The following is an 11,870-nucleotide window of genomic DNA, read 5'->3' as shown; positions in this document are numbered from 1 at the left end:
CCCAAGAAAAACGCCCGATGCATCGCGCATCGGGCGTTTTCGTTTGTGCGGCCGGCGATCCGCGTTGCACGGTCAGAACGAGATCATCTTCCCCGGATTCAGCGCCGTCATCATGCTCATCGCGGCCTTCGCGGCCGGAATCGCGATCGGCGACAGCTGGCGGCCGAGCGGAATCGCGCGGTGATCGATGCCGGTCAGCATCGAGAAATCGTCGTTGCGGCCGATGAAGTCGTCGCAGATCGCCTTGCCGATCCGCACCGTCTGCGCGACCCCGTGGCCGCTCCAGCCCTGCACCATGTACATCGGCACGCGGCCGTCGGTCTTGCGGCTGTCGGTCGCGCCGTTCAGCGTGAAGTCGCTGACGCCGCTCCAGCAGTAATCGAGCGCGAAGCGGCCGTCATATTGCGGGAACACCGTGTTCAGCCGGGTCAGCAGGTACGCGTCGACGTCCGGCTGCGCCCAGCAGGTGCCGGTGCCCTGCCCGCCGAACAACAGGCGGTTGCCGCGCACCGGCCGGTAATAGTCGATCTGGAACTGCGTGTCGTACACGGGCATGCCGGCCGGCATCAGCGTCGCGACGTCGACGTCGAGCGGCGCCGTCACGCTCACGTACGTGAAGAACGGCACGGTCGTCGCGCCGCCGTCGTCGAGCAGCCGGAAGGTCGTGTTGTGCAGCGCGAGCACGACGCCCTTGCGCGCGGTGATCGTCCCGCCCGGTGTCGTTGCGACGACGCCGTCCGGCGTCTCGTCGAGCTCGAGCACCTCGGTGCCCTCGTACAGCTCGCCGCCGTTCAGGCGGAAGCCGTGGACGAGACCGCGCACCAGCGCGAGCGGGTGGATCTGGCCGCCCAGCGCGTCGATCGCCGCGCCGTGATACAGCGCCGAGCGCACGTATTCGTCCTGCAATTGATGCTTGCCGGCCAGCGTCACGCTTGCGTCGCCGAGGCGGCGGCGCGCATCCGCGCCGTCGAGCAGCGCGCTCATGTGGCCAGGGTGCACCGCCGCCGTGACGTGGCCGCGCTTGCGGTCGAGATCGAGCGCGTAGCGCGCGCCGATCGCGTCGATCAGGTCCATCGACTCGGCCGATGCAAAACGCCACAGGCGCTTCGCGTCGTCGTGCGACAGCTGCTCGATCATGTCAGCCGCTTCCCAGCGCGCGAGGCCCGGGGTCAGTTGGCCACCGTTGCGGCCCGACGCGGCCGAGCCGATGTGATGCTTGTCGACGAGGATCGTGTCGACGCCCGCCTCGGCAAGATGCAGCGCGGCGGACGCGCCGAGCAGGCCGGCGCCTATCACGAGCACATCACACACGGCATCGCTCGCGAGCGGCGCGCCGTTATCCCAGCGCGACAGCGATGCCTCGTAATAGTTGGCCGGTCGATCGCCATCGTAACGGGCCGGATCACACCAGTTCCAGTTGTCTTTCTCGATATTCAGTTGCGTTTGTTCAAAGCGCGATTCGTCCAGAATCAGAGGCTTGTTGGAAGTCATGTTTGCACTTGCATGGTCTTGGGCCGCCTGTCGAAGAGCCTTCTGGCTTCGCGGGTGGGGCAGCCGGTTCCACATGGGTGTCAACGAGAAAAGGGGCGCGATGGCCCGTGTTGACGGCGGACACGCTCGTGTCGCCTGAATCCCGGACTGTGCGCAAGCACGTATTGAAAGGTGCCGGGACACCCAATTTCTACACCGCAGAAATAATTCTACAGTGTAGAATATGCTTTCGTCAAGCTTACGGCCCGGCATGCGCCGGCCGACGTTCCGCACCGATGAAGGACAAACCCGCCCAAGGCCCGCGCGGCCTCGACAAGGACGCGATCGTCGCGGCCGCGCTGACGCTGCTCGAAGAAGTCGGCGAAGCGGCATTCAGCGTGCGCAAGCTCGCGCAGACGGTCGGCTGCGATCCGATGAGCGTGCTCTATCACTTCAAGTCGAAGGAAGGGCTGAGCCGGGCGATCGCGAACGCGCTGTCGCGCTCGCTGACGCCGGTCGACGACAGCCTGCCGTGGCGCGAACGGCTGCGCGACCTCGCGCGCCAGTACCGCGGGCTCGCGCTCCGCTATCCGGCCGCGTTCGGCCTGCTGCAGCGTCACGTCAGCACCGGCCCGGCCGATCTCGCGCACATCGAGGCCGTGCACCGCGCACTGGCCGACGCCGGCATCCCGCGCGCGGCGCGGCCGTGCGTGTGCGTCGGCTGGTATGCGAGCGTGATCGGGCTCGCCGCGGCCGAAGCCGGCGGCCTGACGCGGCCGGCCAACGACGTCGAGCTCGCGGAAATCGACGCGCTGTCCGACGCCGGCCACCCGCTCGTGAAATCCGCCGCGCCGCTCTACGCGCGCCTCGACCCGGCCGTCGTGCACGACACGATGCTCGACGTGCTGCTCGACGGCATCGCGCAGCACGCACGAACGCCGGCCGCAGAATGAGCAAGGGCGCCCCGCGGGGCGCCCTTGCCTGTCCGATTGCCGCGAACCGCGCTCAGTGCTGCTGCGCGATGCCGATCTTCTGCATCACGTGATCGACGATCTGTTCGGGCGTCAGCTCGATGCTGACCTCGATCGCTTCGTCCGGGCCCGGCTCCTCGAGCGTGTCGAGCTGGCTCTGCAGCAGCGACGGATCGAAGAAATGGCCGGTGCGGTTCTTCAGGCGCTCGTGCAACACGTCGAACGAGCCCTTCAGGTACACGAACCGCACGTCGGCGTCGTTGCCGCGCAGCACGTCGCGGTAGGAACGCTTCAGCGACGAGCACGTGAAGACGGCCGTCTCGCCCGCGCGCTGCTTCTCCTCGATGGCGGCACGGATCGTCCGCAGCCACGGCCAGCGGTCGTCGTCGGTCAGCGGAATGCCCTGGTGCATCTTCTCCTTGTTGGCGGCGCTGTGAAACGCGTCGCCGTCGGTATAGCTGCACGACAGGCGCTCCGCCAGCATCTCGCCGATTCGCGATTTGCCCGCGCCCGACACGCCCATTGCGATCAGAATCATTGACTACCCCTTGTTACAGAAACGCGCTCAGCACCAGCGTAAACGTGAGGCCGAGCACCGAGATGATCGTTTCGAGCAGCGTCCAGGTCTTGAACGTCTGGCCGACCGTCATCCCGAAATACTCCTTGATCAGCCAGAAGCCGCCGTCGTTGACGTGCGAGAAGATCAGCGAACCCGACCCCGTCGCCAGCACCAGCAGTTCCGGACGAACCGTCACGCCCGACGCGGCCGCGATCGGCGCGACGATGCCGCAGGCGGTCGTCATCGCGACCGTCGCCGAGCCGGTGGCCAGGCGAATCAGCGCCGCGACGAACCAGCCGAGCAGCAGCGGCGACAGATGCGCCTGCGTCGCGGTCGCGACGATCTGCTGCGAGATCCCGCTGTCACGCAGGATACCGCCAAAGCCGCCGCCCGCGCCGACGATCAGCGTAATCCCTGCGATCGGCGCCAGGCACTCGCTGCAGAACTTCTGGATCTGCTCGCGGTTGAAGCCCTGCAGCCGGCCGAACGTGAAGAAGCTCACGAGCACCGCGATCAGCAGCGCGACGTCCGAGTTGCCGGCGAAGCGCAGCAGGCTGTTCGGCAGCGTCTTCGGCGCGAACACGAGGTCGGCCCAGCTGCCGACCAGCATCAGGATCACCGGCAGCATGATCGTGAACAGCGTGATGCCGAAGCCCGGCAGCTCGCGCTTCTTGCCCTCGGTGTGCGATTCGACGAATTGCGCGGCGAGCGGGTTGTTGTTCGGCAGCGTCACGAACTTCGAGATCGTCAGCGCGAACAGCGGACCGGCGACGATCGCGGTCGGCACGCCGACGATCAGGCCGAACGCGATCGTCTTGCCGATGTCGGCGCCGTATTGCTGCACCGCGAGCAGCGCGGCCGGGTGCGGCGGAATCAGGCCGTGCACGACCGACAGGCCCGCGACCATCGGCAGGCCGACGACCAGCAGCGACTTGCCGGTGCGCTTCGCGACGTTGAACGCGATCGGGATCAGCAGCACGAAGCCGACTTCGAAGAACACCGGCAGGCCGACGATGATCGCGACGAACATCATCGCCCAGTGGATGTTCTTTTCACCGAACCAGTCGATCAGCGTGGTCGCGATCCGCTCCGCGCCGCCCGATTCGGCCATCATCTTGCCGAGCATCGTGCCGAGGCCGACGACGATCGCGATGTGGCCGAGCGTGCCGCCGGTGCCCGTCTCGAACGACTTGACGATCTTGTCCATCGGCATCCCGACGACCAGGCCGAGGCCGAGCGACACGATGATGAGGACCAGGAACGGATAGATCTTGAACCGCGCGATCATCACGATCAGCGCCACGATCGCGATCACGGTGTAGATGAGCAGCATGCTGCCCTGGACAGCGCCCATGTGGACTCCTCCTTGGGATTTATTCGAACCGGGCCGGCCTTGCGCGATGCGCGAGGCCGGTTGCGAGTATGCCCGGCTATGCAGGTCTCCGAAATGGCGGGGTGGCACCCCGCCGTCAGGACGCTGAATTTTACTTATCTTTAACGTCGAGCGATAGAACCGGTTCCATCAGCAAAAACCCTCGGAAAAACAAGCACTAAGCGCCGTTCGACCGAGGTGAATCTGCCATTTCGCACAAGTTCAACGGGGGAGCAGGCTGGCGGCTTGCGCGAGGCGCGTGACTTCCGCCCAGTCCTGCGCGGCGAGCGCCGCCTTCGGGGTCAGCCACGAGCCGCCGACGCACACGACGTTCGGCAGCTTGAGGAAATTCGGCGCGGTGTCGACCGTGATGCCGCCCGTCGGACAGAACTTCAGCGCGGGAAACGGGCCGTGGAACGCCTGCAGCATCGGCACGCCGCCCGCCTGCTGGGCCGGGAAGAACTTGACGACCTCGTAGCCGAATTCGAGCGCCTGGATGATGTCGCTCGGCGTCATCACGCCGGGCAGCAGCGGCAGGCCCGCGTCGAGCGCGGCAAGGTGCAGGTCCTTCGTCAGGCCCGGCGACACGCCGAACTGCGCGCCGGCCTTCTTCGCCTGCGCGCAATGCTCGGGCTTCGTGATCGTGCCGACGCCGACGACGATGTCGTCCGCGAGCTGGCTCGCGCGTTCGATCGCCGCGAGGCCCGCCGCGGTGCGCAGCGTGATCTCGAGCACCTTCACGCCGCCCGCGTGCAGCGCGCGCGACACCTGCTCGCCCTGCTCGACCGAGTCGAACGCGAGCACCGGAATCACCGGGCCCAGCTTCACGATTTCGCCAATCGTCTTCATCGATGCCTCTCCTTGAATCTCGAAGTTACGCGGTGACGCGGGCGGCCGCTTCGCCGACCAGCGCCCCGAAAACCGATGCGCCCTGCTCCGCCGGCGCGGCCGCCGCGCGGAACACGCCGAACAGCTCGCGCCCGAAGCCCACCTCGTTGTCCGCCTGGTGCAGCGGCTGCGCGACCGGGCGCGCCTGCCATTCGGCGTCGTCGACCGCGATGTCGAGCACGCCGGCCTCGGCGTCGATCACGATCGTGTCGCCCGTCTTCACCTTGCCGAGCGGGCCGTTCAGCAGCGCTTCCGGCGATACGTGGATCACCGCCGGCACCTTGCCCGATGCGCCGGACATGCGGCCGTCGGTGACGAGCGCGACATGGAAGCCCTGATCCTGCAGCACGCCGAGCAGCGGCGTCAAACGGTGCAGCTCGGGCATCCCGTTCGCGCGCGCGCCCTGGAAGCGCACCACCGCAACGAAGTCGCGCTTCAGCTCGCCGCGATCGAACGCTTCCTGCACGGCCTCCTGCGAATCGAACACGATCGCGGGTGCTTGCACCTTGCGGTGCTCCGGCGCGACCGCCGAGATCTTGATCACGCCGCGGCCGAGCCGGCCCTGCATCAGGCGCAGCCCGCCGTCCGGCTGGAACGGCTCGCCGATCGGGCGCAGCACCTTCGTGTCGTGGCTCTCGGCCGCGCCGTCGACCCACGTCAGCTTGCCGTCGATCAGCCTCGGCTCCTTCGTGTAGTGCGACAGGCCACGGCCGGCGACGGTCGTCACGTCCTCATGCAGCAGCCCGCCTTCGAGCAGGTTGCGCACCAGGAACGCGATGCCGCCCGCCGCGTGGAAATGGTTCACGTCGGCCTTGCCGTTCGGATAGATCTTCGCGAGCAGCGGCACCGCGCCCGACAGCTCGTCGAAGTCGTCCCAGTCGATCAGGATGCCGGCCGCGCGCGCGCGATCGCGACGAGGTGCAGCGTGTGGTTGGTCGAGCCGCCCGTCGCGAGCAGCGCGACGATGCCGTTGACGATCGCCTTCTCGTCGATCACGTGGCCGATCGGCGTGTAGTGGCCGCGCTCGACGGTCAGGTCGAGCACGCGGCGCGCGGCCTCGGCCGTCAGCGCGTCGCGCAGCGGCGTGTGCGGATGAACGAACGCCGAGCCCGGCAGGTGCAGGCCCATCAGCTCCATCAGCATCTGGTTGCTGTTCGCGGTGCCGTAGAACGTGCAGGTGCCGTGGCCGTGGTACGCGGCCGACTCGGCCTCGAGCAGCGCGTCGCGGCCGACCTGGCCGGTCGCGAACTGCTGGCGGATCCTCGCCTTGTCGTCGTTGGACAGGCCGCTCGTCATCGGGCCGGCCGGCACGAAGATCGTCGGCAGGTGGCCGAACTGCAGCGCGCCGATCAGGAGGCCCGGCACGATCTTGTCGCAGATGCCGAGGCACAGCGCCGCGTCGAACATGTTGTGCGTGAGCGCGATCGCGGTGCCCATCGCGATCGCCTCGCGCGAGAACAGCGACAGCTCCATCCCCGGGTTGCCCTGCGTGACGCCGTCGCACATCGCCGGCACGCCGCCCGCGAACTGCGCGACGCCGCCGTTCGCGCGCGCGGCCGCCTTGATGATGTCCGGGAAATCCTTGTACGGCGCGTGCGCGGACAGCATCTCGTTGTACGCGGACACGATGCCGATGTTCGGTTGCTTGATCGCCTTGATCTCGAACTTGTCGTTGCCTTCGAGGCCCGCGAAACCGTGCGCGAGGTTCGCGCACGACAGCGCGCCGCGTGCGGGGAACCGGCCCTGCGCGCCGTCGATGCGCTTCAGGTAAGCGGAACGGGTCGACTGGCTGCGCGCGATCACGCGTTCGGTGACTTTCGCCAGGGTGGGATGCAGCGAGGTCATGCTGGGCGCTCCTGTATGCCGGCCGACACCGGCGGTTGGAATCGTGGGGACGGTCGAATGCAACGACTGAACGCAGCCAGTCTAGTAGAAAAACTACAAGCACGCAATGTGGATCGACAGACCCAAAACCCGCACTCCCGCTACAGACAAGGCAATACTAGTAAAAACCCTAATCCTGCTTCTTAACCCGGTCGGCAAATCTGCCAACTCGAGCTAGCATTTTCATGTAGATTTTCTACAATTCGATTGCGATACACTCGCTCATCCGAACCCGATTTCCACCTGCCGTCCCATGCTGCCCCGCATCGAAGCGATCCGCCCCGACCTGCGCCCGTCCGAGCGCAAGCTCGCCGACTACATCCTCGCCGCGCCGCGCGAGGTGCTCGACCTCGCGATGACCGAGCTGTCCGCGCGCGCCGGCGTCAGCCAGCCGACGATCGCGCGCTTCTGCCAGGCGCTCGGCTGCAGCGGCTTTCGCGAATTCAAGATCCGGCTCGCGCAGAGCGTCGCGCCGGGCGTGTCGTCGGTCTACCGCGACGTCGAGCCTAACGAGCCCGCGCCGGGCATCATCGGCAAGGTGTTCGACCGCACGATCGGCGCGCTGATCGAGGTGCGCAACAGCCTGTCGGCGGGCAGCGTCGCCGATGCGATCGCGCTGCTGTCGAACGCGTCGCGCATCGAGTTCTACGGTGCGGGCGGCTCGGGCATCGCCGCGCAGGACATCCAGCACAAGTTCTTCCGGCTCGGCGTGCCGAGCGTCGCGTATTCGGATCCGCACACGTTCTCGATGTCGTCGGCGCTGCTCGGCCCGCAGGACGTCGTCGTCGCGATCTCGAACACCGGCCGCACGCGCGACATCGTCGAGGCCGCGCGCGCGGCGCTCGCGTGCGGCGCGAAAGTCGTCGCGATCACGCAAAGCCACTCGCCGCTCGCGAAGCTGGCGACGGTGAGCCTCGCGTCGAACGTCGCGGAGGAAACCGACGTGTTCTCGCCAATGACGTCGCGGATGTCGCACCTCGCGATCGGCGACATCCTCGCGGTCGGCGTCGCGCTGTCGCGCGGGCCCGCGCTGATGGAACGGGTCGGCCGCGCGAAGGAAGCGATCACGCGCCGCCGGATCGACGCGAACGCGAAGGAGTAGCGGCGTGCGCGCGTCGTTCGTGCGTTAGCGTGTAAACGACAAACGGCGCCCCGAAGCGCGCCGTTTGTCCAGTACGGGCGGGAACGACGAAATCAGAACGGCTTGATGACCGCGAGCGCGACCGCCACGAGCATCCCGAGCACCGGCAGCTCGTTGAACACGCGATACCACCGGTCGGAGCGGCGGTTCTCGCCGCGCTCGAACACCTTCAGCAGGTGGCCGCAATACGCGTGATAGACGATCAGCAGCAGCACGACCGCGACCTTCGCGTGCACCCAGCCCTGCCCCTGGCCGATGCCGACCGCGAGCCACAGCCACATGCCGCACGCGAGCGCCGGCACCGCGATGAGCGTCATGAAGCGGAACAGCTTGCGCGCCATCACGAGCAGCCGGCGAATCGCGGCGGGATCGGATTCCATCGCGAGGTTCACGTAGATGCGCGGCAGGTAGAACAGCCCCGCGAACCACGATGCGATCAGCACGATATGGAACGTCTTGACCCAGAGCATTGCCATCGGTTGCGCACCTCGCGTTACTGACGGCCTTCGCCGTGCCCGAGCACGACGTACTTCAGCGACGTCAGCCCTTCGAGACCGACCGGGCCGCGTGCGTGCAGCTTGTCGTTCGAGATGCCGATTTCCGCGCCGAGGCCGAATTCGAAGCCGTCGGCGAAGCGCGTCGACGCGTTGACCATCACGCTCGCCGAATCGACTTCGCGCAGGAAGCGCATCGCGCGGTCGTGATCCTCGGTGACGATCGCGTCCGTGTGGTGCGAGCCGTAATGGTTGATGTGCTCGATCGCCGCGTCGAGGCCGTCGACGACCTTGATCGCGAGCACCGGCGCGAGGTATTCGGTGTGCCAGTCCTCCTCGGTCGCATCGACGAGCGGGCCGACGCCGGCGTCGGCGAGCACCGCGCGCGCGGCCGCGTCGACGCGCAGTTCGACGTTCTTCTCGCGATACAGGCGGCCGAGCGGCGGCAGCACCGCATGCGCGACGCCGCTCGCGACGAGCAGCGTCTCCATCGTGTTGCACGTGCCGTAGCGGTGCGTCTTCGCGTTGTCGCAGACGGTGAGCGCCTTGCCCAGGTCCGCGCGATCGTCGACGTAGACGTGGCAGATGCCGTCGAGGTGCTTGATCATCGGCACGCGCGCCTCGTTGATCAGGCGCTCGATCAGGCTCTTGCCGCCGCGCGGCACGATCACGTCGACGTATTCGGTCATCGTGATCAGCTTGCCGACCGCCGCGCGATCGGCGGTTTCGACGACCTGCACCGCGTCCTGCGGCAGGCCCGCCGACGCGAGCCCTTCGCCGATCAGCTTCGCGAGCGCGGCATTCGATTCGAGCGCCTCGGAGCCGCCGCGCAGGATCGTCGCGTTGCCGGACTTCAGGCACAGCGCCGCCGCGTCGATCGTCACGTTCGGGCGCGATTCGTAGATGATGCCGATCACGCCGAGCGGCACGCGCATCTGGCCGACCTGGATCCCGCTCGGGCGGAACTTGAGATTGCCGATCTCGCCGATCGGATCGGCGAGCGACGCGACCTGGCGCAGGCCTTCGACCATCGTCTTCAGCGCCTTGTCGGACAGCGTCAGGCGATCGATGAACGCCGCATCGTGCCCCTTGTCGCGGGCCCGCGCGACGTCGCGCGCGTTCGCGTCCTTCAGAGCCTGCGCATCGCGCTCGATCGCACGAGCGACCGCATCGAGCGCCGCGTTCTTCGCCGCCGTGCTGGCGCGCGCCATCGCACGGGAAGCCTGCCGGGCGCGGCGACCCAGGTCCGTCATGTACTGGTCGATATCCATCATGTGACTCGAAAAGCGGGCCGCGCAACGCGGCATGAATTCGTCGGGAAAGGCGCGACGCGGCGGCATCGGCCGCGCCGGCTGTCGAAGCAATTGTAAGCGGGTTGCGGACGGCGCGCTGGCGCCGCAGGCGGGACTTAGCGCCGCACGCCGCGACCCGCGGTCGGCGGTCGCTCGCCTTGCGCACCCTGCGCACCCGCGACCGTCATCGCAAGCTGGAACAGGCCGTCCCACGGATCGGGCGGCGGTTCGTCCTGCGTGCGCCGGCCCGGCGTCACCGCGGACAGGCCCTTGACCTGCCGGTCGAGCCGCGCGGCGAACGCCAGCGCCTTCTCGAGCGCGGCTTCGGTCACGCGGCCGAGCGCGGGGCCGACCAGCCGCTCGCGCGGCCCCCATACACGGTTCTCGCGCAGCAGCGTCGCGAGCGGCTTGCCGGCCGCGACGCCGCGCTTGATCCGCAGCAGCGCGCGCAGTTCCTCGACGACTGCCCACATCACGAGCACGATCGCCTCGCCCTCGCCCTTCAGGCCGTCGATCATCCGCGCGAGCCGCGCGGCATCGCCGGCGAGCATCGCCTCGTTCAGCTTGAAGACGTCGTAGCGCGCGACGTTCAGCACCGCGTCGTGCACCTGCTCGAACGACAGCGCACCCTGCGGATACAGCAGGCCGAGCTTCTGGATTTCCTGGTGCGCGGCGAGCAGGTTGCCCTCGACGCGCTCCGCGATGAACTGCAGCGCGCGCCGGCCATCCTCGCCGGCCGCGACGCGCTGGCCCTGCATCGCGAGGCGCTGGCCGATCCAGTTCGGCAACTGCGCGCGGTCGACCGGATCGATCTTCAGCGCGACGCCGCCGTTCAGGAGCGCGGTGAACCACGCGGATTTCTGCGTCGCCGCATCGAGGCGCGGCAGCGTGACGAGCACCAGCGCGTCCGGATTGTTCGCGGCGGCGAGCGCCTTCAGCGCGTCGGCGCCTTCCTTGCCGGGCTTGCCCGACGGAATGCGCAGCTCGATCAGCTGGCGCTCGCCGAACAGCGACATCGCCTGGGTCGCGCCGAGCAGCAGGCTCCAGTCGAAGCCGCGCTCGACCGTGTGCACCGAGCGCTCGGTGAAGCCGGCCGCGCGCGCGGCGGCGCGGATCCGGTCGCACGCTTCCTGCGCGAGCAGCGGCTCGTCGCCGAATACCGTGTAGAGCCCGGCCAGCCCCTTCGCGAGGTGCGGCTCCAGCGCGTCTAGTCGCAGTTGCATCGGTTCGTGCGCCCGCGTTTCACAGCGGCGGCGGCGGCAGCGGCGCGCGCGGTGCGACGCCCGGCACCACGTCTTGCGGCGCCGGATTCAGCGAATGCACGATTGCGAGACGGCGCAACAGCTGGTCGACCGCGTCTCGCTGCATGTCGCCGAAGAGAATATCGGCTTCCTGCGCCTTCGCGTTCGTGTACTGGTCGCTGTACGTCATCGCGCGGTTCAGCGCGATCACGCTCGGCGGAATCAGCACCGTGCCGTCCTTGCTCGTCAGCGTGTAGCCCAACGAATAGTTGAGCACGTATTCCGCGACCGAGCCGTACTGGTTCAGCGTCAGCGTGCCTTGCCCGCGCGATTCCGACATGCGCAGCACCGCGTCCGCGTCGTCCGGCACCTTGACGATCTTCGTGTCGCTGCCGGCCTCGACGAGGCGCGTGAGCCGCGCCTCGACGGGCGCCGGCGCGCCGGCGATCAGCAGGTGCTTGAACGCGTAGTCCTGCTGGCCCCGCAACTGGAAACCGCATGCCGACAGCATGACCGCGCTGCCGACGAGCATCAAAAACGATCTGCGGATCACCTTCG

General features: G+C 67.9%; 10 protein-coding genes and 1 pseudogene. 2 read left to right on the top strand and 9 right to left on the bottom strand.

The genetic code is table 11. The annotated features are described in order from the left end of the window. Positions 1–72: 72 nt before the first annotated feature. Positions 73–1,491 carry an NAD(P)/FAD-dependent oxidoreductase gene (locus tag KY49_RS01700; RefSeq protein ID WP_042583111.1) on the bottom strand — a complete coding sequence of 473 codons (1,419 nt, stop codon included), beginning with the start codon at positions 1,489–1,491 and terminating at the stop codon, positions 73–75. 275 nt (positions 1,492–1,766) lie between these two features. Between KY49_RS01700 and KY49_RS01695 the strand changes: the two genes are divergently transcribed. Continuing rightward, entirely contained in the window at positions 1,767–2,423 is a 657-nt protein-coding gene (locus KY49_RS01695; protein ID WP_042583110.1) for a TetR/AcrR family transcriptional regulator, read from the top strand. 52 nt (positions 2,424–2,475) lie between these two features. Here KY49_RS01695 and KY49_RS01690 read toward each other — a convergent pair whose 3' ends face one another. The 4 genes and pseudogenes from KY49_RS01690 to edd form a co-directional block, all read right to left on the bottom strand. Then, positions 2,476–2,979: a gluconokinase gene (locus KY49_RS01690; RefSeq protein ID WP_042583109.1), complete on the bottom strand. Its 504-nt coding sequence runs from the start codon at positions 2,977–2,979 to the stop codon at positions 2,476–2,478. A 13-nt stretch (positions 2,980–2,992) separates the two neighbouring features. Then, entirely contained in the window at positions 2,993–4,354 is a 1,362-nt protein-coding gene (locus KY49_RS01685) for a GntP family permease (RefSeq protein ID WP_042583108.1), read from the bottom strand. Between the two features lie 240 nt (positions 4,355–4,594). After that, entirely contained in the window at positions 4,595–5,221 is a 627-nt protein-coding gene (eda, locus tag KY49_RS01680) for a bifunctional 4-hydroxy-2-oxoglutarate aldolase/2-dehydro-3-deoxy-phosphogluconate aldolase (RefSeq protein ID WP_042583107.1), read from the bottom strand. A 25-nt stretch (positions 5,222–5,246) separates the two neighbouring features. Then, a pseudogene (edd, locus tag KY49_RS01675) lies at positions 5,247–7,105 on the bottom strand (phosphogluconate dehydratase). Between the two features lie 292 nt (positions 7,106–7,397). Between edd and KY49_RS01670 the strand changes: the two are divergent. Further along, positions 7,398–8,246: a MurR/RpiR family transcriptional regulator gene (locus KY49_RS01670; protein ID WP_042583106.1), complete on the top strand. Its 849-nt coding sequence runs from the start codon at positions 7,398–7,400 to the stop codon at positions 8,244–8,246. A gap of 92 nt (positions 8,247–8,338) precedes the next feature. Here KY49_RS01670 and KY49_RS01665 read toward each other — a convergent pair whose 3' ends face one another. From KY49_RS01665 to KY49_RS01650, 4 genes are all read right to left on the bottom strand, one after another. After that, complete coding sequence (locus KY49_RS01665) at positions 8,339–8,761, bottom strand: CopD family protein (RefSeq protein WP_080402675.1); 423 nt, start codon at positions 8,759–8,761, stop codon at positions 8,339–8,341. Positions 8,762–8,778: 17 nt separating this feature from the next. Continuing rightward, the gene (locus KY49_RS01660; RefSeq protein ID WP_042584504.1) at positions 8,779–10,050 is read right to left on the bottom strand and encodes a glutamate-5-semialdehyde dehydrogenase; all 1,272 of its coding nucleotides are present in this window, start codon (positions 10,048–10,050) and stop codon (positions 8,779–8,781) included. Between the two features lie 137 nt (positions 10,051–10,187). Beyond that, a complete protein-coding gene (gene holA, locus KY49_RS01655; protein ID WP_042583105.1) occupies positions 10,188–11,294 on the bottom strand; it encodes a DNA polymerase III subunit delta in 1,107 nt (368 codons plus the stop codon). Between the two features lie 19 nt (positions 11,295–11,313). Continuing rightward, positions 11,314–11,865 carry an LPS-assembly lipoprotein LptE gene (locus KY49_RS01650; protein ID WP_042583104.1) on the bottom strand — a complete coding sequence of 184 codons (552 nt, stop codon included), beginning with the start codon at positions 11,863–11,865 and terminating at the stop codon, positions 11,314–11,316. Positions 11,866–11,870: the final 5 nt, after the last annotated feature.

The organism is Burkholderia sp. MSHR3999 (genome assembly GCF_000833595.1).
GTDB lineage: Bacteria > Pseudomonadota > Gammaproteobacteria > Burkholderiales > Burkholderiaceae > Burkholderia > Burkholderia ubonensis.
Note: the sequence above shows the minus strand (reverse complement) of the source record. Positions and strands in the feature narration are given on the sequence as shown.

What these genes read in the sequence shown, in the direction of transcription:
- KY49_RS01700 (WP_042583111.1), bottom strand. Translation starts at nt 1,491, where the DNA reads ATGACTTCCAACAAGCCTCTGATTCTGGACGAATCGCGCTTTGAACAA.
- KY49_RS01695 (WP_042583110.1), top strand. Translation starts at nt 1,767, where the DNA reads ATGAAGGACAAACCCGCCCAAGGCCCGCGCGGCCTCGACAAGGACGCG.
- KY49_RS01690 (WP_042583109.1), bottom strand. Translation starts at nt 2,979, where the DNA reads ATGATTCTGATCGCAATGGGCGTGTCGGGCGCGGGCAAATCGCGAATC.
- KY49_RS01685 (WP_042583108.1), bottom strand. Translation starts at nt 4,354, where the DNA reads ATGGGCGCTGTCCAGGGCAGCATGCTGCTCATCTACACCGTGATCGCG.
- eda (WP_042583107.1), bottom strand. Translation starts at nt 5,221, where the DNA reads ATGAAGACGATTGGCGAAATCGTGAAGCTGGGCCCGGTGATTCCGGTG.
- KY49_RS01670 (WP_042583106.1), top strand. Translation starts at nt 7,398, where the DNA reads ATGCTGCCCCGCATCGAAGCGATCCGCCCCGACCTGCGCCCGTCCGAG.
- KY49_RS01665 (WP_080402675.1), bottom strand. Translation starts at nt 8,761, where the DNA reads ATGGCAATGCTCTGGGTCAAGACGTTCCATATCGTGCTGATCGCATCG.
- KY49_RS01660 (WP_042584504.1), bottom strand. Translation starts at nt 10,050, where the DNA reads ATGGATATCGACCAGTACATGACGGACCTGGGTCGCCGCGCCCGGCAG.
- holA (WP_042583105.1), bottom strand. Translation starts at nt 11,294, where the DNA reads ATGCAACTGCGACTAGACGCGCTGGAGCCGCACCTCGCGAAGGGGCTG.